Below are 20,622 nucleotides of genomic sequence, written 5' to 3'. Positions count from 1 at the left end.
AAATGAAAGATTTAAATCAACAGCTTGCTGAAATCAAAGTGGTTCCGGTTATCGCCATCAAAGATGCCAACAAAGCGGTAAAATTGGCGCAAGTGCTGATTGAAAATGGCTTGCCTTGTGCTGAAGTGACGTTCCGTACTGCAGATGCGGCTTTGGCAATCAAAAACATGCGCGAAGCGTACCCAGAAATGCTGATTGGCGCAGGTACGGTACTGACTTCTGCGCAAGTGGATGAAGCGATTGAGGCCGGTGTGGATTTCATCGTCAGCCCAGGTTTCAACCCAACCACAGTGAAATATTGCCAACAGCGCAATGTGACCATTGTTCCGGGAGTGAACAACCCAAGTTTGGTTGAACAAGCGATGGAAATGGGTCTACGTACCCTGAAGTTCTTCCCTGCAGAGCCTTCGGGTGGCGTGAACATGCTGAAAGCGCTAACGGCGGTTTACCCAGTGAAATTTATGCCTACGGGCGGCGTTAGCCCAAGCAACGTCAAAGATTATCTTGCTATCCCTGCTGTGTTGGCGTGTGGTGGCACTTGGATGGTTCCGGGTGATTTGATTGATAACGAGCAATGGGACGATCTAGCGAAGCTAGTACGCGAAGTTGCGGGCATTATCGCTTAATTCCCCCTGATTTGGCTCCCTTCACTGTCTTCAGAAATCGAAGATATTTGCTTTAGAAATCGAAGATATTTGGCTCTTCTTTGCCACGCCTGCACTGGTTGCAGGCGTTTTTCTACGCCCCTAGCGGCGAATTTGTGACCTCGGCAAAGTTTTAGGGCGTAGGGGGTGAGAAGGATGTGTTTGTTATTCCGTCGTTTTATTCTGAGCGTGATAAAAACGATCAAACGTCTACCTTTTTAGTCTCCATTGCTTTAAGCATCTATTGTTCTGAGGATCGATGGTGACTTGAGAGGAGAAGGCGTGAACAACGGACTGAACGATGAAACTGAACGCCATAACCCTAACTCTGCTTCTCAGCTCGACAGCGGCGATTGCCGAGCCGAATTTAACCATTTCAACCACCACCAACAGCCGAGATTTTCCGCTCAGTGCCGAGCAGCCATTAGTGGTGCCGCTGGTCAAAGAGAGCTATCAACTGAAAATCACTGGGCTGGAAGGTGATTGCCAAGCGCCAGATGCGCAGGTGATTAAGTTCAATCAACCCATTGCGCTGAATTGTGGCAAAGTGACCGAACTTCCGCTTAAAATCCGCTTTACGGGTGACTACAGCTTTGAACTAGACGCGAACGCCAACACGCTGACATTCAAACGTGAGCCGAAAAAGGTCGCTAAAACCGAATTCAAACGCCCATTGCCGCAGGTGACTTGTGAAGTTTACCAAGGCGGTGAAGTGACGATTGAACTGGGCGACAGTTTCAAAGACGGCACCTCACTGCGTGACGCCTACAGCGGCCAAGTGGTGAGCGTGAAAAAAGGCAAAGTGAGCTTAACGCCATCAGCGCAATCTGGCGGTTTGGTGCTGCTGGAACCGGTTAAACAAAACAAAAAAGCGCGCCCTTTCGATTACCGCAACGCCAATATTTACTTCGTGATGGTGGATCGCTTTAACAATGGCGACACCAGCAATGACCAAAGTTATGGTCGTCAGAAGGATGGTAAAGAGGAAATCGGCACCTTCCACGGGGGCGATCTTAAAGGGGTGATTGAAAAGCTCGACTACATTCAACGTCTCGGCACTGATGCGATTTGGTTGTCGCCGATTGTGGAGCAAGTGCACGGTTTTGTTGGTGGTGGCGACAGCGGCTCTTTCCCATTTTATGCCTATCACGGCTATTGGACGCGTGATTTTACCAAGATCGATGAGAACTTTGGCCGCGATGAAGATTTGAAAACTCTGGTGGAAGAGGCGCATAAACGCGGCATCAAAGTCCTGCTCGATGCGGTGATCAACCATTCCGGGTATTCAACACTGGCGGATCTGCAATTTGATGGCATGCAAGTGACGACAAAAGAAGCGAACTTGCCAGAAAAATGGGCCAACTGGCAGCCAACATCGGGTGAAAACTGGCATAGCTACCACTCTGCGATCGACTATCAAAGCCAAAACTGGTCACAGTGGTGGGGGGCAGATTGGGTGCGAACTGGGCTTCCGGGTTACCAACAACCGGGCAGCAGCGACATTACTTTGTCTCTCGCTGGGTTGCCTGATTTTCGCACCGAGTCGACCCAAGCGGTGACGCCACCACAGTGGCTGCTAGAGAACCCCGGTACGCGCGTGGTGGCGCGTGACAACTACACCGTCAGCGACTATTTGATTGAGTGGCAAACCGATTGGGTGAAACGCTTTGGTATTGACGGCTATCGGGTAGATACGGTCAAACACGTTGAAGGCGAAGTGTGGAAGCGCCTGAAACAAGAAGCGACGAAAAGCCTCGATGCGTGGCGCAAAGCCAATGGCCAATCGGGTGCGCCATTTTGGATGATGGGGGAAGTGTGGGGCCACTCAGCCTACCGCAGCCCTTATTTTGACGACGGTTTTGATGCGCTGATCAACTTCGATATGCAGAAGAAACTCGATAAAGGCGCAGCCTGTTTTAGCCAAATGGCCGATACCTATCGCGATTACGCCAACACCATCGCGCAGCAGAGTGATTTTAATCCAGTGAGCTACATGTCCTCGCACGATACTGAGCTGTTCTTTAGCCGATTTAAAGACTATGCCGTGCAGCGCAACGCCGCGAACGCATTGCTGCTCAGCCCTGGTGCGGTGCAGATTTACTATGGTGATGAAGTAGGGCGCAATATTGGCCCATACGCGGATGATTTCCATCAAGGCACTCGCTCGGACATGGTATGGCAATTGAGCGCAGAGCAACAAACATTGCTCAATCATTGGCAGAAACTGGGCCAGTTCCGCCGGGCGCATCCCGCGATTGGCGCTGGTGTGCATCAGGAGATTGAACAAACTGGCGCGTACGTTTTCTCCCGCACCTTAGGGGATGACAAAGTGGTTGTGGCGTTTGTTGGTCACGCCGTGCAATAGCGACGAGAAGTACCTTGTCCTCAATGTTCGCCACCCAGAGTGGTGGCGAACATTAAGCGAGATGTGCTGGTTGAGCAATACAGAGTTAGAGGCGTGAGTGTCGAATCACTGTTTTAGCCCATCGCAAACGCGCATCAGTTTCTCTTTCACTTGCCCTGCTAGCCCTTCGATACCGGGCTGATCCACCATGCTGAGCACCGCAGACGGATCCATAAACGCCACCGTCACGCTGTCATCTTCTTCCACTCGCACCACCACATTGCACGGCAGCAATAAGCCAATGTCTGGCTCGGCGGTGATGGCTTGATTGGCCAAGTGAGGGTTGCAAGCGCCGAGAATCACATAAGGTTTTCTATCCACATCGATCTTTTTCTTTAAGGTCGCTTTGACGTCAATTTCGGTCAAAATACCAAAGCCTTCTTTGGCGAGTTCTTGCGTTACTTTTTCGATCGCTTGTTCATAGCTGCCAGCAAACTGAGTGCTAAATCCGTACATGTTTATCTCCTTGATGGATAAATTCCGTTTGAGTATAGGAGAGAAAGACGGCGTTTGAGCAATGGCAAAAGGGTCGTTTAAACGGTGAAAGTTCGATGATCGCCGCAAATCTCTTTTATCTCGCGAAAGAAAAGCGACGTTTGCCGCAAAAGAGCCATAAAAATTGCTAGCACACTGTTATGAAATGTGAGGGATTTGGTTTCCAATTTGCTTGGTTGTGAATGGATTAAAAAAACCTAATTTGTGTTATTAATTAATATAATATGTTAATTGTGATGGTTATCAAAAAATAATATTTCAATAGTGGCTTATTTAATCGTTTGGCGCGGGGGTTGACCCTGATCAGTATGTAACCCATCTTCTACGTTCAAGATCCTATGCGTTCAGTTCCACAACCATAGGTGAATTTATGACAACTCCTGTTCAAACAGAACGCAAGGTAACGATTGGGAGCTACATTGCTCTCGCGTTTGCCGTTGTGTTCTTCTCGGGCCTACTGCAATCGAATCAGTGGTATGGCGTTTTTGACTTTACGACGCTAAACGGTGCGTTCGGTAAAGTAGCGTACGGCGTGAACGAAACGGCCGATGGCGTACAAGCCATGACCACCTCTTTCCGTGGTACGGGCGGTAGCGGTGCGCGTGATGGTTTCATCTTCGCATTGACCTTAATTCCAACGGTGATGTTCGCTTTGGGGATGATCAACGTGCTTGAGCACTACGGCGCATTGGATGCAGCACGCAAGTTGCTGACGCCACTACTACGCCCACTGATGAACATCCCAGGTAACACGGGTCTTGCATTGATTGCCTCGCTGCAAAGTACCGATGCGGGTGCGGCGATGACGCGTCAATTGAAAGACGAAGGCCACCTGACCAAGCGCGAAACGGACGTGTTCACCATGTTCCAGTTCACTGCCGGTGCTACCATCGTTAACTTCTTCTCTTCTGGCGCGGTGCTTTTCACCCTCACCATGGCGGATGGTTCACCAGCGGTAACGTCGTCTATCGGCCTCGCAGTTGCCGTGATGTTCGTCTTCAAAATCGTCGGCGCGAACTTGTTCCGCATCTACCTAAACCTAACGGAAGGTAAAGAAGACAAACAAGACAACGCGGATCAAGACAAACCACAAACGCTAAAAGAAGAGGCAGCAAAATGAGTGAAGTAAAAGCAAAGAAGCCGATTGTGACCGACATTTTTGTTGAAGGCGCGAAAAAAGGCTGGGTTATTGCCACCACCTCGACCGTTCCTAACGTTCTGATGGCGTTTGTGATCATCAAAGCACTGCAAATCACGGGCACACTTGATTTGATGGGCAGCGTATTTTCACCTGTGATGGCGGTGTTTGGTTTGCCGGGTGAAGCCGCAGCAGTATTGATCGGCGCGTGGATGTCGATGGGTGGTGCAGTGGGTGTGGTGATCAGCTTGTTTGACCAAGGCATCCTTAACGGCACTCACATTGCGATTTTGGCACCAGCGATCTACCTAATGGGCTCACAAGTGCAGTATGTTGGCCGTATCTTGGGTCCTATCGGCACCGAAGGCCGCTACATTCCAGTGATGATCGCAATTTCAGTATTGAACGCCTTTGGCGCCATGCTGGTGATGAACCTGTTTGTCTAGGAGCAGTAAGATATGCAATTTTCTCTCGAGCATTATCTGGAAGAACTAAAGCCGCTGATCAACGTTGATTGCGGTACCTACACGCTAGAAGGCATCGAATATATTGCCAGCCAGTTTGAGCAAAAGTTTCAAGCGATGAACGGCTGGCAGGTCAAGCGTGTCGATTGCGGTAAAGCGGGTGTGGGTCTTGAAATTAGCAACCAACCGGATGCTGCGCACATCGATGTGATGATGATTGGTCACATGGATACCGTGTTCCCTGTCGGTACGGCAGCAGCGCGCCCGATGTCGCTAGACGCTGAGAAAGCGTACGGCCCAGGCGTGTCAGACATGAAATCTGGCTTGCTCAACATCGTATACGCGATGCGCAATTTGGACCAAGCAGTGCTGGACAAGCTTTCTATCTGCATCTGCATGAATCCAGACGAAGAAACAGGCTCTGGCGATTCGGTTGAATGGATTCAATCGGTCGCCAAACTGGCCAAAAACGTGCTGGTGGCCGAAGCCGCTCGTGCCGATGGCGGCTTAGTGAAAGCGCGTAAAGGCATGGCAGGTTACAAGATCAACTTCAAAGGCATTGCGGCGCACGCGGGTAACGATCCTGAAAAAGGCCGCAGCGCGATCACCGAAATGGCGCAGTGGATCATGGCAATCAATGCGATGACCAACTTTGAATCGGGCACCACCTTAAACGTGGGTGTGGTGTCTGGTGGTGCGGGTGCCAACATTGTGCCGGAACATGCGCAAGCGGTGGTGGACGTGCGTTTCTGGAACAACGCAGAATACGATGACGTAGACACCCAACTCAACGCCATGGCGCAAACGCCATTTGTGGACGGCGTAAGTGTGACCATCGAACGTGAGGCGTACAAACCGTCTATGGTGCCAAGCGAGCAGACCGAAGGCCTGATGAAGTTGGTGGAAAGCGCAGCGCAAGAGCTGTCGATTGATCTGAATTGGCACGCGGTGGGTGGTGGCTCTGATGCGAACAACACGGCGATTTTAGGTGTGCCTACCCTTGATGGTTTGGGCCCAATCGGCGCGGGTTTCCACAGCGATCAAGAGTATCTAGTGCTGGCCTCGATCGAACCTCGTATCCGTATGCTGATGCGTGTGCTTGAAAAGCTGGCAGCTTAAACGTTTAACTGTTTAATAAGGCATTAAATAAAAACCCCGTGGTATCGCATGACCACGGGGTTTTTGTTTGGCTGTGAGTTTGTGCCACAGATTTCAATCTTGAACCTGTCATTTCTACTTGGCCTCTTCTACGCTTTCATCAATGTATCCACAAAGGAAGTACTCACTATGAAAGCGTTATTGATCACTCTGGTTATCGGGCTGGCAACTTCACCACTGGCGTTGGCTGAAAAACCGAACTGGGCAGGGGAAGGCAAACCCAGCAAGGAAGCGGTGGAGCAACATACCGAAGAAATGATGCAAAAACACTGTGACAAGAAAGACAAAGAGTGTTTGAAAAAACTGGAAAAAGAGCAGAAAAAAGCCGCCAAAGAAAAAGGCAAAAAAGAAGAACAAAAAGCGATGAAGGAGATGAATAAGCAGGAGAAAGAAGCGCGTAAACAAGCGCTCAAAGAGAAAAAGCAAGCGTTAAAAGATCAGCGCGAAAAGCTTGAAATGGAAGAAGAGAATATCGAAAAAGAGCTAAAACAACTGGAGGAGGATGACGAGTAAACCGCCGCCAATTTCTCATCGCTTATCTGGCCTGTCTCTCTTTGTCATTCGCGCAAGGAGAGACATTTACTCAGTACCTGTTAAGTATTTCTTGATGCTGGTGTCGATCACGTCATCCCGAATAAGGCCTATCATTTCCCAAATGTTTTGCACTAATTGCGGATTCGCTTCGGCAAACTCATGGCTGAAAATAAGGTAGTAATCCTTGGTCGATATCGGTGGGGAAACGCGTTCGACGCTGGAAAGGTGGTGTTCATTAATGTAACTGGTGGCAATGTTGCTCTGAATAGCAATGGCGGTTAAGCGTCGTTTGCCGAGCATCTCGAATAGCTTTTCCGTGCTGCCGATCTCGATGGTGTTGACGTCACTCTCCTTCAGTTTCTTTGTAATGGAAAAGCCAGTATGAGCCCCTACGGGGACGCCTCCAATAGAGCTCAGTTGCACGCCGTCCCATGCGAACGGTTGCTCTTTTAGCTTGTAAAAATAATAGTCTAGTGTGGCGATGCGCAAGGTGTGATCGGCTTGTTGATCTTTCATCGGATAGCGCGCGTATTGAGCTCGCTCCTGACTGTAAGAAAAAATAAATCCGCCATCCACTTGGTTCGCTTTGATCTGGCTTAAAACCCTTTTACCAGGAAGCCTGACATAGTTGATTTTAATATTGAGCAGACGGGCGGCTTGCTCGATGACATCGACGGAGACTCCGGGTGGCTCGGCAACCAAGTTGCCATTGCCCATTTGGAAGGGGAAGGATTCGACGTCTGAGTACGCCAGCGTTATTGTCGTGGCGGGCGAAGCGTGTGAGCTGAATGGGCTCAGCAACATACAAAACAGGAACAATAGATAGCGCATTCAGTTTGCTCTGGATTCGATGACTGTTATTTCTCTCAGTATAGAGCTCAGAAGCGCATCATGACCCCGATTTGCGGAGAAAGTGAGCCATTCGTCAGCATGTTGACTCCAGAACGTATTCGACCCAAAGCAGTGCCTGCTACCATTGACCGCTTATACCATTGCCCGCTTCTACCGTTGTCGGCTTATACCTAAGCGGCGACGTGCAGTGACACAGGGTGTCTCTCATTTCCGATTTTCTCCTTGCATAACTTGACATATGTTTTTCCATATATATGATTTTCCGTATGTGTTTGATTGAGTGTTTGCTATGTCTAATCCCGTTTTTCTCTACAAAGCACTTTCGGAAGAAACTCGTCTTAAATCTCTGCTTTTAATGCAAAAGCTCGGGGAGTTGTGTGTTTGTGATTTGATGGAAGCCCTGGATGTAAGCCAACCGAAAGTCTCTCGCCATCTGGCTGAGCTACGTAAGCAGGAGCTGGTGTTGGATGAACGCCGCGGTAAATGGGTCTACTACCAAATCCATCCTCAGCTTGCTCCTTGGATGAAGCAAGTGCTGCAAACCACGTTGGAAAACAATTTTGCGTTTATTGAATCAGAGCTAGAAAGCATCCTTGGCAAGTCTTGCCGCAGCGATGTGAGTCATTGCGCCCAATAAGCGCATCCAGAACAAATTTGAAAGAGGTTGATATGAACCAGACCGTCAGTTGTGAAGAGAGCAGTGCTTATCAAAAGATGAGCTTTCTTGATCGATACCTAACGTTATGGATTTTTCTCGCCATGGCGGTGGGGGTCGGCATTGGTGTGCTGTTCCCTCAAGTCGCGCAGTGGAATGAAGCGCTTTCGGTGGGCTCGACCAATATTCCGTTGGCTATTGGGTTGATTTTAATGATGTATCCGCCACTGGCTAAGGTCAACTATAGCCTACTGGGTGAAGTGACTCGCGATAAACGCGCCATCACCTTGTCGCTGGTGATGAACTGGATCGTCGGGCCAATTTTGATGTTCGTTTTGGCGATCATTTTCCTGCGTGATCAACCGGGGTATATGGTCGGGCTTATTTTAATTGGCTTGGCACGCTGCATCGCAATGGTGCTGGTTTGGAATGACATCAGCGGCGGCAATAAAGAGTACGGTGCCACGTTGGTAGCGCTGAACAGCGCTTTTCAAATTTTTACCTACAGCTTTATGGCGTGGTTGTTTATCACGGTGCTTCCGCCCTATTTTGGCTTGGAAAGCGTGGTGGTCGATGTGACGATTCTCGACATCGCACAAAGTGTTTTGATCTATCTTGGTATCCCATTCTTAGCGGGCTTTTTAAGCCGAAAATGGCTGGTCGCCGCCAAAGGTGAGCAGTGGTACAACGAGGTGTTTATCCCACGTGTTTCGCCCATTACATTAGTTGCGCTGCTCGCCACCATCGTGCTGATGTTCAGCCTCAAAGGTGACATGATCATCGAGTTGCCGATGGATGTGTTCCAAATCGCTATCCCGCTGGTGATTTACTTTATGGTGATGTTTTTTGCCAGCTTTTACATCGGCAAGCGCTTAGGGCTGCCTTACGATCAAAATGCCTCTATCGCTTTTACCTCATCTGGTAATAATTTCGAGCTTGCGATCGCCGTTTCCATTGCGGTGTTTGGACTCAATTCAGACCAAGCGTTTGCTGGCGTGATCGGGCCTCTGGTCGAGGTGCCTGTGTTGATTGCGTTGGTCAATGTCGCGTTAAGAATGAAGCGCAAATACGATGCTTAGTCTTCCGCTCTTAACTCTTTGAAGAGTCCACTATAGAGATCCTCTGTTGCCATTTTTGATGAACGCGTTTGAGTCTTGCAAGTGTGTTCATCGGGCTCAGAGGATTAATAAACCGCGTTAACAATCGCCAATAAAAGTGCACGGAATCCCCTTTCTTTCTTGGGATCAGATGAAGGTGCACGTGGGGAATATGTTGGCCTGAATATTGGCCGTTGTTGATGATTACGTTGTAATCACAAACACCATCATAGACATGTGACATTTGCTGCCCAATATCACGCGCAAATTGAAAGAGAGTCGCATATTCACTGTCAGACAGTTGCTCTAAATGAGATGCGTGACTTGGGCTAAGAATCAGAATATGTCCTTCTGCAATCGGGTATTTATCGAGTACCGCCTTGAAGCCATCTTGCTCTGCGATAAGAAAATGTGTCAGTTTGTTTTGTTGAATCTGACAGATGATGCAAGTTTGCTCTGTTGCCACAGTCTTTTCCTTGTTGATCTCTTTTTCATCCCGCCTTCATTATTCATTCATTTTATTTCTTAAGCCAATCTTAAGTTTCGCTCGATATGATTCGCCTTGTTGAAGCACACACAAGGACCCCATCATGAAAAAAACACTTCTCTTGACCACCATCGCATTGATTTCAATGGGCAGCGCAACCAGTGCATTGGCCGATCCACAGTGCACGAATGCACCGGAATCGCAGTGGATTAACTTTGAGCAAGCCAAATCTCAAGTGGAAGCGATGGGTTACAAAATCAAAGTGTTCAAAAAGACCAAAACCGGTTGCTATGAATTGTATGGTCACACCAAAGAGAACAAACGCGTCGAAATCTATTTTGATCCCACCGACATGCGCAAAGTGAAGGAAGAGTTGGATGACTAACACCTTTAAATGGGATTGGGTTGTGCGAGCAACCCATTGGACAGTGGCAGTGCTGTTTTTGGCCAACTTTTTTGTCTTGGAAGAGGGCAGCGAATGGCATCACTGGGCAGGTTATTTGATCCTACTGAGTTTGAGCCTTCGTCTTGCTTGGGGGCTGGTGGTGGAGTCACCTGCACGTTTAACTCGCTTTCTGCCTTCTGTTTCAGCCGCGCTGGTCCACCTAAAAGAAGTGGTGAGCAACAGGCAGGATAAGCACCTTGGTCACAACCCAGCGGGCGCGGTGATGATTTGGCTATTGTGGAGCCTGCTCATCGCAACCGCAGGCAGTGGTTGGTTGACCGAGAGCGATCTTTTCTGGGGAGAAGAGTGGTTAGAGGAAGTACACGAGGTGCTTGCCAACCTAACCTTAGTGGCCGTTGCAGTTCACGTCTCGGCCGTGATTTTTATGAGCAAATGGAATCGCAAAAATTATCTCAAATCGATGCTGCCTTAGCAGCACATTCGCAGGGCAGTGAATGCTCTGCGCTGGTTTTATTTCACATTGAGTTTGGTTGTTATGCAGCGAATTTTAAAAAATACCCATTTCTCGTATGTTGGCATCACATTGATGTTGGCGAGCTACTTTGCGTTTTTGGTTAACATCCCGATCTACGCCACGTTGCATTCGATCTTAAGTAGTTTAGATAGCGTTAAGATTGGCTTTGTCATTTCGATCCCGCTGTTCTTTCTTGCGGCGTTTAATTTGCTGTTTAATCTGTTCAGTTGGCCTTGGATCACTAAGCCCTTTTTTGCTGTGCTGCTGCTGGTTTCTGCCGCGGCGAGCTATGCGGGTTTTAACTACGGCACCTTGTTTGACTCCGATATGATCGCCAACATTCTCGAGACGGACTCTGCCGAGGCGAGTGCGTACCTCAGTGCCTATTCTGTGCTGTGGATCGGTTTGATGGGGGTACTACCGGCTGTGCTACTGGCGGTGACACCGATTCGCTCAAGCGGCTCTTGGCTGCGATTTATTGGCCGCAAGCTTGTCTCTATGGTGATTTCTCTGGCGGTGATTGTCGCAATTGCCGGGCTTTACTACCAAGATTACGCGTCCGTTGGGCGTAACAACCCTTATCTTCGTCAAGAGATCATTCCCACTCAATTGGTGTACAGCATTGGTAAGTATGTTCACCGCACGTATTTTTATCAGCCCATGGCATACCAAGTCTTGGGTGAGGATGCGCAGCAGTCGTCACAAGCGTTACAACAAGCGACAACAAAGCCAACGCTGATGGTGTTCATCCTTGGCGAAACCGCGCGCTCAAACAACTTTGAGTTAAACGGTTACCCCAGAGCAACCAACGCTTACACCAAAGATCTTGATGTGATCTCATTTAGCCAAGTTTCTTCGTGTGGAACCGCCACGGCGGTATCGGTGCCTTGCATGTTTTCTGCAATGAAACACGATAACTACTCGAAGCGCGTGGCGGACAATCAAGATAACGTTATCGACATTCTGAAACGCGCCAACGTTGACCAATTGTGGCTTGAAAATGACGGAGGTGACAAAGGCGTAGCGCACAACATCCAAAAAACGGTGGTGGATCGCAACGCAAAAAATGCCTTCTGCGATGGCAATACCTGTTACGACATGGCGATGTTGGAAGACTTCTCACAACGAGTTGACGGCATGCAAGGAAACCGAGTGGTGTTTTTGCATGGCATGGGCAGCCATGGGCCGACCTATTTCCGACGTTACCCGGAGCAACAGGCCGCGTTTCAGCCAGATTGCCCGCGTGCTGACATCGAAAACTGCAGCGTCGAGCAGATCGTTAACAGTTACGACAACACCATCTTGTATACCGACTACGTGATTGCGCAGACCATTGAACAGTTAAAAGCGCTGCAAAATCAGTTTAACACCGCGCTGATTTATGTCTCTGACCACGGCGAATCCTTGGGCGAAGATGGGCTCTTTTTGCATGGTATGCCGTATGCGCTCGCGCCAGAAAACCAAACCAAAGTGCCGATGCTTTTTTGGGCATCCAACGGTTTTGCCAAAGAAAAAGGGTTAGACAGAAAATGCTTAGCCAATGAAGCAACACACGGCGCGTTTTCTCACGATAACCTGTTCCACTCTATGCTTGGCATCATGGACGTGAAAACTCAGGTTTATCAAAGTGATCTGGATATTTTTGCCCAGTGCCGCAGTTAACCAGTACTCAGTTAATGTCGTTACTGAGTAAAGTAGCGACTGAGTCGTTCACGAAGCCATTGGTTGGCAGGGCTGTTGATCTCTCGGTTATGGATGAGAAGCCGATAGGTGATGGGAATAGCAGTCATCGGAGAGTGGAGAACTTGCAAACCCAGTGTCTCGGCAAATTGCTCCGCCAATGAGCGGGTGACCATGGCAATGCAATCGCTGGTGGCAACGAGTGACATCTGCGCCACCATCGAATCGCATTCCGCCGCAACCCGTCTAACGTTGAGAAACTCTTCGGTAAAGTAATCGGCGAGGTAGACATTTTCTCGACGCATTTTTAAGGTGATGTGCTTCTCTTGGTAATACTCATCGCGGCTAATCGCCCCTTGAATACGCGGGTGCCCACGCCGTGCAATCAAGCAAATTTCATCATTCATCAGCTTTTCTGAATAGAAAGAAGGGGCTGAATGGTGCACAAAATCAATCGCGAGATCCGCTTGCTGTTGGTTCAAACGCGTAAACTGTTCGTCTACATCGTAAGGCATGTGTTGAAGCTCGATGTCGATTTTGCCCAGTGTCGAATCGCCTTCAATCTTAGGCAGCAGTGTTAGCATCAAAGGCTCTGGCGCATAAATGACAAACTTGCGGTAGGTGTCGGTGCGGAAGGCTTCTAGGCTTTCCAAAGCATTGTGAATTTGGCTGAGCGCCGGTTCGACTTGTCTAGCCAACTCATGTGCATGGTGTGTGGGGGCAATTCCACGGCCATCACGAGTAAACAGGGTGACGCCAAGTTGCTCTTGTAGACGTTTTAAAATGCCACTGACGCCGGGCTGGGTTAACCCCATGGCGTCAGCCGCCAAGGTGATCGAACGGTGGCGATACACGGTGACAAATACTTTCAATAAGTTGAAGTCGATCGGGTTATCCATGGCCTTAATACATCGCAGTTTGTTATGTTTTGAGCTAAGTTTTATGGAACTTTAGCGATGAGTCAATCAAGGTTTTGGCTCAACTGTGAGAGGAGGCGGAAAATGATCTCTGCTCGTTTCACGGCAATCATTCAAAAATTCAACAACGATGAGCACAATAATGGGGAGTTCGCATGGATGAGGTGATTCAATCCGCAATCCAATTGAGAAAAGCTGGGCAATACGATCAAAGCCGAGCGCAATTAACCACCTTGCTTCAAGACGCGCACTACAAAGCGCTAGCGCATCTCCATATTGCTTGGAGCTATGATAATCAAGGTTTGGAATCACAAGCGGTACCTCACTATTTGGCGGCAATACAAGGTAACTTGACGGGGGATGACCGCTTTGAAGCCCTGTTTGGTTTGGCCAGTACATTGAGAAGCTTAGGGGACTATCAAGATGCACTGAACTGGTTTGAGAAAACGCTGCAAGAGTTTCCTGAGCGAAGAGAAGTGATGCCGTTCTACGCAATGTGCCTTTATAACTTGGGCAAACATCATCAATCGACCGCGTTGCTACTCAATCTACTGGTGGAGACGACCCAATCTCAAGCCATTCTGGGTTATCAAAGAGCCATAGCTTTGTATGCGGAAGATTTGGATCGCGTCTGGCCCAAGGGCTAACGCGCATTATGCTGTTAGGAGGGATTCTTTGATAAGGTGAAGTGTTGAAGTATCGCGAATCGTGATGTTTTAAATAAACATTCATGCATGTATCTCTATGTGTTGTTTTTCTAAAGTATGCCCATAACAACGCACTAAGAGAGATAACGTTATGAATATCCGCTTTGTACCCTCAACCCTTACCCTTGCTTTGATGGTTTCTTTTGGCGCATCGGCGGACTACGCCAGCTTAGAAAACTATCAAGGTAAGCCAGCAACGGCCCACACAAAACAAGCCAACGCTGAACTGGCAAAACAGTTGCCTTGGCATGATATCTCGGCGTTTGAGCGCACTCAGCGTGGGCTTATTGCCGAATTCGGTAGCCATCAAGCCGGTGAACTCAAGCAGCGCTTTCACTATATGGCAGAAATGAACGTAGAGCAGTTGCCAGAGACGGTGAATCCGTCGATTTGGCGTCAAGGCATGCTCAACTACGTTGCCGGCGGCTTGTATGAAGTGACGGATGGGGTTTATCAAATCCGTGGTGCTGATCTCTCGAATATGACCATTTACCGCACCAACAATGGCTACGTGATTCACGATCCACTATTGTCACGCGAAGCGGCGGCAGCGGCGTGGGAATTTGCCAAACAGCATCTTCCTAAAGTGAAGGGTGGCCACAAAATCACCGGCATGATCTACTCGCATATGCACGCTGATCATTTCGGTGGTTCAAGAAGCATTATTGATTCTGGCGATTTTGTTAAAGGTGCGCCGATCTACGCACCGAAAGATTTCATTAAAGAGCTGGCGGATGAAAACATCATCGCGGGTACGGCCATGAGTCGTCGTGCTAACTATCAATACGGCACCACTCTCGATAACAATACCAAAGGCATCGTGGATAATGCGCTTGGCTTAGGCACCTCTCGTGGTGAAATCACGTTGGTGGCGCCAACACAAGAAATCCAACCTCGCGAAAAAGAGCTGACCATTGATGGGCTCAAGTTCCACGCGATCAACATGCCGGGCGCAGAAGCCCCAGCAGAAATGGTGCTTTATGTTCCTAAGTATCGCTCTCTCAATACCGCAGAGCTGACTTACGATGGCATGCATAACATCTACACTTTCCGTGGTGCGAAAGTACGCGATTCCTTGGCGTGGACCAAATACCTCACCGAGCTGAAACTGCGTTTTGTCGACAGCGGTTTGGTGGACAACATTCACGCCGCGCACTCAGCGCCAGTGTGGAATGATCCGCACACTGAAGTGAATGAGATTTCACAATACATGACCCTGCAGCGCGACAACTATGGGTTTATTCATAACCAGTCGATGCGCTTAGCAAATCATGGCGTGACCATTCACGATGTGGGCCGTGAGATTGAGAAAATTGTGCCTCAAACGCAAAAAGAAACCTGGCACACCAATGGTTACCATGGCTCCTACAGCCATAACGCTCGAGCTGTGGTGAACTTGTATCTTGGCTATCACGATATGAACCCGGTGAACACGAACCCACTGGCGACTCAGGATAAATCGTGCGTTTACGTCGAAGCCGCTGGCGCACAAACGCTATACAAAGCGGGGCAAACACACTTCGCCAAAGGGGAATATCAGCAAGCATCGCAGCTATTTAACGACTTGGTTCAGTGTGACCCGAACAATATCCAATACCGTTTTGCGTTAGCTGACAGCTTTGAACAGCAAGGCTACCAGTCGGAAACTATGGCGTGGCGCAACTCGTATCTGCAAGGCGCGGTTGAGTTGAGAACCGGAGAAATTCGTCCATCGATCAAAGCAGCATCGGCCGATGTGATTGCCAACACCCCAACGGGTATGTTCCTTGATTTCTTAGCGGTGAAGCTCAACGCGACGAAAGCAGAGCAAGCGGGGCTGGATTTCCGCTTTGGTGTATCACATCCAGAGCTGAAAGAGCATTACTACGGTGAAGTGTCCAACGCGAACATGGCCAATATTCAAGTGGATAAGTTACCGAATACCGATGTGACTCTAAGCATCAGTAAGAGCGACTTAACGCAAATTGTACTAGGTAAAACAACGTTAGATAAGCTAGTGAAAGAAGGAAAGGCAAACCTGAAAGGGGATGCCCAACTGATAAAAGCACTGTCGGAATGTTTAGATGAGTTTGATGGCTTGTTTGAGATTCTTCCAATGCCGAATAAAAAAGCATAGAAAGTGCTAACCCCTAATCCCTCAACTTCGGTTGAGGGATTTTTCACTTCCTGACGTTAAATCAAGAAAAGTGCAAAAAACGCCCAAGGTTTGGAATAGCGAAAATTCCGAATTGACTGGGCGAGTTTTGTAAAATGTGCCGCTCAATATACCAATAAAACAAGGCTCTACATCATGTCTACCTCTGCAGAAACCCTAGCGCCAAAGGAAGGTCTAGGCAGCAAAATAACAAGGTTCGTTATGGGCACCCTACGGTTTATTTTTAAAGCCCTATTGGTGATTGGCACGTTAGTCGGCTCGTCACTTGCGCTATCCAAATTGGGGGCCATTCACGGTAAAGACTTGCCTGAAAGCTATTTTTCTCATGGCTATCCGAGCATATTGCGCCTGTTGGATTCTGAGATCTTTATGGGATTCATTTTCTTTGTCACCGTCGCCGTCCTTATCTATGTGGTTTATCTTTTTTGGCGTTTACACGAAGTGGCTGTTCATCGAGCCTCTGAAATGTCGAGTGCGCACACGCAACTGGTCTTTGCGTTATCACTGTGCGGGTTGTTTGTCGATAAAGCGTGGTGGGTGTTGGCGATCATTATTGCGTTTGCACGTTGGGATGTGTTGGCCAAAGAGCTCTCTAATATCATTCGTAATGGCGTCCAGCCCCGCACCAGCGTTAAGGAGTAAGCGATGAAAGAAATCATGTTGCCTTATGTGTTCATCTGCTGGTTGTTGGTAAAAACAGGGCTGGTTAAGTGGACATTAAGGAATGCGGTAATCATTGTTGGCACAGGGGTATTGATTGCCTTAGCCTTGTTTACGGCGCATCGCTTTTGGTCTCCGGCGGACCTAACCAACAGTACCACCGTGAAGGCGCCTCATGCGGTGTTAAGTCCGCTGATTGGTCAAGAGGTGGAGCAGGTGTTTGTCGATCATAACCAAATGGTGAAAAAGGGAGACTTGATTTACACCTTACGAACAGAAGACACCGAGTCTCAGATGAATGGGTTGCAAGCGCAGAAGAAGGCGGCACAAGCGGAAATTCTAGCGCTTACTTATCAGATTGAAAATGATAAGAAAAATCTCGCTCGATTAGAGAAGCTGAATGACTATGCTCAGGAATTTCAACGAGACGATGTGCGCACGCGCATTGAATCGACCGAAGCCAAAATTGCCTCTGTGCATGCGCAAATCCTCAATATCGAAGCACAAATCGCCACTGCAACGTGGCAAAATGACCGCCGCGAGATCCGTGCGCCGTTTGATGGTCAACTCTCTATCACCAACATCGTCAATGGTACGCGCTTAGGCAACATGCATCTTTATGACACCAGCAAGAAGTTTGTCGAAATGCGTATTGCCGATCAGACCTTTAGGGGGATTGAAGTCGGTCAATTTGCCGAGTTCTATGTGGATGCCTATCCGGGGGAAATTTTCCGTGGTCGAGTTCACAGCGTAACCACTGGCACGGGTGAAGCGGCGGTGTCGGTGATCAACGGTTCGCAGCATGTTCGTCAGCATGTTGGCAACAACATGGGCTCGCATGGTCGCACCATTATTATTGAGTTTATCGAACCTGAAGGTTACAACGTACCGATTGGCGCGACTGGGGCTGGGTGGGTTTCGGCGAACAAGCCTCATCCGTTATTGGGTTTTATGGACATCATTGGTGCGGCGACAGTTCGCTTGAAAGCGTATAAATCCTATTTGTCGGCGATGTAAGTGCCTCGTTTGGTATGGCCATTTAGCTTTCGTAATAATGAGTGAGTGTGGGTGGTTAAAGTCAAGGCCATGGGCTTAAATGCGCATGGCCTTGTTTTGTGTTTCACCAATGTGTTTGCAATCCGGTTTGAAAAGAGGAAATGAAAGGTTTAAACCGTGAGCTTGCATTGGTTTGTGATTACGCGTGATGTTTATCGCTCCAGCGCGTTTTAATATTGTGTTCCACCACTGAAATAATGAGATCAGTGAGCCATTTTTGTTTTGCCGCATGGCGAAGAGAGGCTTTCGTAATGAGTGCGACATCAATATTCAATCTTGTCTGTTTGGTAGAAGAAAAATGTGGTTCATAACGCAAGGTATAACAATCTTCCATTAACTGCATCATAAGTGCGTGGCTATCAACAATAATGCCAACATTCGTCTCGGGTTCGAGCGTTTTAAAATGATCACTGTATTCGTTTACTCCTGAAACAATAAATTTCACATACTCGCCCTCTTTATTGCCTTCAAAATATCCTGCACCAGAGTGTATTCTTTTTTGATAGAACGCTTGAGGCTTATCATTAATAATGTGCAAGCCAACATCGACACTCTCATTTAGAATAAGAGACTCGCTGTGCTCTCCCCATTGTCTAATTTCTATTTTGGCCTTGGTCTCGGCTCGAATCGCTTCAATGAGTGCTTTGCCGATCTGAATCAAATAAGGTTCAACAATGTGTAAGGTGACTTTATCAAGCTGAGAAGGATCAAACTGCTGTGGAACGAGTGCAGAGTCGATTTGTTCCAAGGCGATACGAATCTTAGGTTCTATGGCGTTTGCATAGTCAGTGGGTACTAACCCTGAACTTTCCCGTAGAAACAGTGGATCGGCCAACTCTTCTCTCAACTGCGCCAAAACTTTTGAAACGTAAGATTGTGAACGTCCCAGTTTTGCCGCGCAGCGTTGTGTCGAACGAGTTTGCATTAATAACAAAAATACATGTAGGTTATTTAAATTATTCATTGGCATTGTCTTCTAATTCACTAGGATGGCTAGAATAACCTTTTGTATCCAGAGATGTGTTTTATTTCTGTCAGGTGTTTGATTGCGATTTATTTTACTATTTATAAGTCACTCATTATTATTAATTAATTTCGCGTCAATAGCAGTTTAGGAATAAACATTATTCCAATTTGGAAAATTAACTCAGTTAAAATAGTACAAATTTGAATTCTGCCTCTGAACGGGATTTGAGTATCTCGCTATTTTAAGAAAGAGCTTCTTTATGAAAACACTAAACGCTTTTGTACCTCATAGCGCTCGTCGGCTAGACATGCCCTCGTTTGCGTCTTTGAACACCTTTTGTCTTTCTTCTTTGAGCCTCAAACGAACACTATTCAGCCTCTCTCTGTTGGCCTCCGCTCACGCCAGTGCCAGTGGTATTTTTCTGCAAGAGGCCGTGATTGCTAACGCAGGAACGGTGGGAGCGGGCGATGGTGTGTATACACAATCGGCGGCGGCAATGTGGGCAAACCCAGCGACAATGCCGTGGATGGGTGAGACGTTGACGACAGTGAATGCCACGGCGTTTGACTTGAAAATGGACTATCACGATCAATCGGGTGTGGGCCATGGGCAAGCTGCGTCTTTGATGCCTTCTGTTGGCCTGTTTCATGTTCGTCAACTCAATGAAGACGTGCACTTTGGCATTGCGTTGGGTACGGTGGGCGGTTCCAGCCTAGATTACGGTTCTGAGTGGCAAGGTGCCGCACTGATGACCGACATTGCGTTGGCGGCAGTGCAAATCAACCCGGCTCTGGGTTTTAGAGTAACTGACCAGCTTTCTTGGGGGATCGGTGCACAAATCAGCTGGGCTTCTCTGGAAATGGGCATGGCGAATGCGCGACGGCTTGAGCAGTCTTCTGATTGGGCGTATGGCTTTAATGCTGGCGTGATGTATCAGTTTGATGAGCAATGGGATCTGGGTGTAAGTTTTCGCTCCAAAGTGAATCATGAGTTTTCAACGGAGCTTAGTGGTGGGCAACGTGCGCTTCCTGTAGGCACGGATCTGGTTGTACCCGCGATTGTGGATGTGAGTAGCAGCTACGCAGTGAATCCGAAGCTCAAGTTACTTGCTTCTATCCAATTACACCGCTGGAGTGAATGGGATACGACGGTGTTTGATTTTGGCCGTTTAGATTCAAATCCTCTCGGTCTGAATTCGATAGATCGTCAGTGGGAGGATGTGTGGAAATTTGCCGTTGCGACGGATTACCAACTCAATGCGGATTGGCGCTTAAAAGCAGGCTTCTCGTACGAAACGTCGCCACAAGATGACCCTAGCAAGCAATGGGTGGATCTGCCCGTTGGTCAGCAATATCGTTACTCTGTTGGCGCCACGACGCAGTGGGACAGCTATGTCCTTGATGTTTACTATGAGTATGCCGACTTAGGGGAAGTGGACATCGCGACGCGGAAAATAGCGAATCAGGATGTGGGCATTAATGGCACGTTTGAAGGGCGTATCCACTTTGTTGGTCTGAGCGTCAGCTTTTAAACCTGAGAGACACTCCGAGCCCGAGTGCTCGGAGTGTACGCAGGTGGTTAAAGTAGTCGTCAAAGGGAAGATGTCGCGCTAAAGTGAGCCTCTCAATGAAC

The 20,622-nt window shown here is 48.3% G+C and carries 21 protein-coding genes; 16 read left to right on the top strand and 5 right to left on the bottom strand.

All coding sequences use genetic code 11. The features are described from left to right. Positions 1-2 precede the first annotated feature (2 nt). Together VV1_RS19320 and VV1_RS19310 are read left to right on the top strand one after the other, a co-directional pair. Positions 3-626, top strand: a complete 624-nt coding sequence (locus VV1_RS19320; RefSeq protein ID WP_011081814.1) for a bifunctional 4-hydroxy-2-oxoglutarate aldolase/2-dehydro-3-deoxy-phosphogluconate aldolase — start codon at positions 3-5, stop codon at positions 624-626. A 319-nt stretch (positions 627-945) separates the two neighbouring features. Beyond that, positions 946-3,009: an alpha-amylase gene (locus tag VV1_RS19310; protein ID WP_011081813.1), complete on the top strand. Its 2,064-nt coding sequence runs from the start codon at positions 946-948 to the stop codon at positions 3,007-3,009. Between the two features lie 105 nt (positions 3,010-3,114). On the opposite strand, the gene VV1_RS19305 is transcribed toward VV1_RS19310, so the two are convergent. After that, a complete protein-coding gene (locus VV1_RS19305) occupies positions 3,115-3,504 on the bottom strand; it encodes a DUF302 domain-containing protein (protein ID WP_011081812.1) in 390 nt (129 codons plus the stop codon). A gap of 409 nt (positions 3,505-3,913) precedes the next feature. On the opposite strand from VV1_RS19305, the gene VV1_RS19300 reads away from it, so the two are divergent. From VV1_RS19300 to VV1_RS19285, 4 genes are all read left to right on the top strand, one after another. Beyond that, entirely contained in the window at positions 3,914-4,663 is a 750-nt protein-coding gene (locus VV1_RS19300; protein ID WP_011081811.1) for a nucleoside recognition domain-containing protein, read from the top strand. Then, a complete protein-coding gene (locus VV1_RS19295; protein ID WP_011081810.1) occupies positions 4,660-5,127 on the top strand; it encodes a YjiG family protein in 468 nt (155 codons plus the stop codon). The genes VV1_RS19300 and VV1_RS19295 overlap by 4 nt, the downstream gene beginning before the upstream one ends. A 12-nt stretch (positions 5,128-5,139) precedes the next feature. Continuing rightward, positions 5,140-6,264 (top strand): M20 family metallopeptidase, encoded by a 1,125-nt coding sequence (locus tag VV1_RS19290; protein ID WP_011081809.1) that lies wholly within the window; start codon positions 5,140-5,142, stop codon positions 6,262-6,264. Between the two features lie 168 nt (positions 6,265-6,432). Beyond that, positions 6,433-6,816 (top strand): hypothetical protein, encoded by a 384-nt coding sequence (locus VV1_RS19285; protein ID WP_043921262.1) that lies wholly within the window; start codon positions 6,433-6,435, stop codon positions 6,814-6,816. Between the two features lie 66 nt (positions 6,817-6,882). On the opposite strand, the gene VV1_RS23000 is transcribed toward VV1_RS19285, so the two are convergent. Further along, positions 6,883-7,668 carry a substrate-binding periplasmic protein gene (locus VV1_RS23000; protein WP_011081807.1) on the bottom strand — a complete coding sequence of 262 codons (786 nt, stop codon included), beginning with the start codon at positions 7,666-7,668 and terminating at the stop codon, positions 6,883-6,885. A 310-nt stretch (positions 7,669-7,978) separates the two neighbouring features. On the opposite strand from VV1_RS23000, the gene VV1_RS19270 reads away from it, so the two are divergent. Next, entirely contained in the window at positions 7,979-8,326 is a 348-nt protein-coding gene (locus VV1_RS19270) for a metalloregulator ArsR/SmtB family transcription factor (protein WP_011081806.1), read from the top strand. Positions 8,327-8,358: 32 nt separating this feature from the next. Then, entirely contained in the window at positions 8,359-9,423 is a 1,065-nt protein-coding gene (gene arsB / locus VV1_RS19265) for an ACR3 family arsenite efflux transporter (RefSeq protein WP_011081805.1), read from the top strand. 10 nt (positions 9,424-9,433) lie between these two features. Here the strand turns inward: arsB and VV1_RS19260 are convergent, their stop codons facing one another. Beyond that, positions 9,434-9,907: an HIT family protein gene (locus VV1_RS19260; protein WP_011081804.1), complete on the bottom strand. Its 474-nt coding sequence runs from the start codon at positions 9,905-9,907 to the stop codon at positions 9,434-9,436. A 124-nt stretch (positions 9,908-10,031) separates the two neighbouring features. On the opposite strand from VV1_RS19260, the gene VV1_RS19255 reads away from it, so the two are divergent. From VV1_RS19255 to VV1_RS19245, 3 genes are all read left to right on the top strand, one after another. Continuing rightward, a complete protein-coding gene (locus VV1_RS19255; protein WP_011081803.1) occupies positions 10,032-10,313 on the top strand; it encodes a PepSY domain-containing protein in 282 nt (93 codons plus the stop codon). After that, complete coding sequence (locus VV1_RS19250; RefSeq protein WP_011081802.1) at positions 10,306-10,806, top strand: cytochrome b/b6 domain-containing protein; 501 nt, start codon at positions 10,306-10,308, stop codon at positions 10,804-10,806. Before VV1_RS19255 ends, VV1_RS19250 begins: the two co-directional genes overlap by 8 nt. Positions 10,807-10,869: 63 nt before the next feature. After that, positions 10,870-12,510, top strand: coding sequence for a phosphoethanolamine transferase (locus VV1_RS19245; protein ID WP_043921171.1), 1,641 nt, complete (start codon positions 10,870-10,872; stop codon positions 12,508-12,510). 20 nt (positions 12,511-12,530) lie between these two features. Here the strand turns inward: VV1_RS19245 and VV1_RS19240 are convergent, their stop codons facing one another. Further along, on the bottom strand, positions 12,531-13,427 hold the full coding sequence (locus VV1_RS19240) for a LysR family transcriptional regulator (protein ID WP_011081800.1): 897 nt from the start codon (positions 13,425-13,427) through the stop codon (positions 12,531-12,533). A gap of 173 nt (positions 13,428-13,600) precedes the next feature. Between VV1_RS19240 and VV1_RS19235 the strand changes: the two genes are divergently transcribed. From VV1_RS19235 to VV1_RS19220, 4 genes are all read left to right on the top strand, one after another. Continuing rightward, complete coding sequence (locus VV1_RS19235) at positions 13,601-14,092, top strand: tetratricopeptide repeat protein (protein WP_011081799.1); 492 nt, start codon at positions 13,601-13,603, stop codon at positions 14,090-14,092. Between the two features lie 151 nt (positions 14,093-14,243). Further along, positions 14,244-16,268 (top strand): alkyl/aryl-sulfatase, encoded by a 2,025-nt coding sequence (locus tag VV1_RS19230; RefSeq protein WP_011081798.1) that lies wholly within the window; start codon positions 14,244-14,246, stop codon positions 16,266-16,268. Between the two features lie 174 nt (positions 16,269-16,442). Then, complete coding sequence (locus VV1_RS19225; protein ID WP_011081797.1) at positions 16,443-16,949, top strand: hypothetical protein; 507 nt, start codon at positions 16,443-16,445, stop codon at positions 16,947-16,949. A 3-nt stretch (positions 16,950-16,952) separates the two neighbouring features. Continuing rightward, positions 16,953-17,984: an HlyD family secretion protein gene (locus tag VV1_RS19220; RefSeq protein ID WP_011081796.1), complete on the top strand. Its 1,032-nt coding sequence runs from the start codon at positions 16,953-16,955 to the stop codon at positions 17,982-17,984. A gap of 178 nt (positions 17,985-18,162) precedes the next feature. Here the strand turns inward: VV1_RS19220 and VV1_RS19215 are convergent, their stop codons facing one another. After that, entirely contained in the window at positions 18,163-18,987 is an 825-nt protein-coding gene (locus VV1_RS19215) for a LysR family transcriptional regulator (RefSeq protein ID WP_043921259.1), read from the bottom strand. Between the two features lie 310 nt (positions 18,988-19,297). Between VV1_RS19215 and VV1_RS19210 the strand changes: the two genes are divergently transcribed. Beyond that, positions 19,298-20,521 carry an OmpP1/FadL family transporter gene (locus VV1_RS19210; RefSeq protein ID WP_011081794.1) on the top strand — a complete coding sequence of 408 codons (1,224 nt, stop codon included), beginning with the start codon at positions 19,298-19,300 and terminating at the stop codon, positions 20,519-20,521. Positions 20,522-20,622 lie beyond the last annotated feature (101 nt).

Source organism: Vibrio vulnificus CMCP6 (assembly GCF_000039765.1).
Classification (GTDB): Bacteria; Pseudomonadota; Gammaproteobacteria; order Enterobacterales; family Vibrionaceae; genus Vibrio; species Vibrio vulnificus_B.
The sequence above is the reverse complement of the archived record's forward strand: the minus strand, read 5'-3'. Positions and strand labels throughout refer to the sequence as shown.

Excerpts from the sequence above, each read along its gene's own strand:
- VV1_RS19320 (WP_011081814.1), top strand. The coding sequence starts at position 3 with ATGAAAGATTTAAATCAACAGCTTGCTGAAATCAAAGTGGTTCCGGTT.
- VV1_RS19310 (WP_011081813.1), top strand. The coding sequence starts at position 946 with ATGAAACTGAACGCCATAACCCTAACTCTGCTTCTCAGCTCGACAGCG.
- VV1_RS19305 (WP_011081812.1), bottom strand. The coding sequence starts at position 3,504 with ATGTACGGATTTAGCACTCAGTTTGCTGGCAGCTATGAACAAGCGATC.
- VV1_RS19300 (WP_011081811.1), top strand. The coding sequence starts at position 3,914 with ATGACAACTCCTGTTCAAACAGAACGCAAGGTAACGATTGGGAGCTAC.
- VV1_RS19295 (WP_011081810.1), top strand. The coding sequence starts at position 4,660 with ATGAGTGAAGTAAAAGCAAAGAAGCCGATTGTGACCGACATTTTTGTT.
- VV1_RS19290 (WP_011081809.1), top strand. The coding sequence starts at position 5,140 with ATGCAATTTTCTCTCGAGCATTATCTGGAAGAACTAAAGCCGCTGATC.
- VV1_RS19285 (WP_043921262.1), top strand. The coding sequence starts at position 6,433 with ATGAAAGCGTTATTGATCACTCTGGTTATCGGGCTGGCAACTTCACCA.
- VV1_RS23000 (WP_011081807.1), bottom strand. The coding sequence starts at position 7,668 with ATGCGCTATCTATTGTTCCTGTTTTGTATGTTGCTGAGCCCATTCAGC.
- VV1_RS19270 (WP_011081806.1), top strand. The coding sequence starts at position 7,979 with ATGTCTAATCCCGTTTTTCTCTACAAAGCACTTTCGGAAGAAACTCGT.
- arsB (WP_011081805.1), top strand. The coding sequence starts at position 8,359 with ATGAACCAGACCGTCAGTTGTGAAGAGAGCAGTGCTTATCAAAAGATG.
- VV1_RS19255 (WP_011081803.1), top strand. The coding sequence starts at position 10,032 with ATGAAAAAAACACTTCTCTTGACCACCATCGCATTGATTTCAATGGGC.
- VV1_RS19250 (WP_011081802.1), top strand. The coding sequence starts at position 10,306 with ATGACTAACACCTTTAAATGGGATTGGGTTGTGCGAGCAACCCATTGG.
- VV1_RS19245 (WP_043921171.1), top strand. The coding sequence starts at position 10,870 with ATGCAGCGAATTTTAAAAAATACCCATTTCTCGTATGTTGGCATCACA.
- VV1_RS19240 (WP_011081800.1), bottom strand. The coding sequence starts at position 13,427 with ATGGATAACCCGATCGACTTCAACTTATTGAAAGTATTTGTCACCGTG.
- VV1_RS19235 (WP_011081799.1), top strand. The coding sequence starts at position 13,601 with ATGGATGAGGTGATTCAATCCGCAATCCAATTGAGAAAAGCTGGGCAA.
- VV1_RS19230 (WP_011081798.1), top strand. The coding sequence starts at position 14,244 with ATGAATATCCGCTTTGTACCCTCAACCCTTACCCTTGCTTTGATGGTT.
- VV1_RS19225 (WP_011081797.1), top strand. The coding sequence starts at position 16,443 with ATGTCTACCTCTGCAGAAACCCTAGCGCCAAAGGAAGGTCTAGGCAGC.
- VV1_RS19220 (WP_011081796.1), top strand. The coding sequence starts at position 16,953 with ATGAAAGAAATCATGTTGCCTTATGTGTTCATCTGCTGGTTGTTGGTA.
- VV1_RS19215 (WP_043921259.1), bottom strand. The coding sequence starts at position 18,987 with ATGAATAATTTAAATAACCTACATGTATTTTTGTTATTAATGCAAACT.
- VV1_RS19210 (WP_011081794.1), top strand. The coding sequence starts at position 19,298 with ATGCCCTCGTTTGCGTCTTTGAACACCTTTTGTCTTTCTTCTTTGAGC.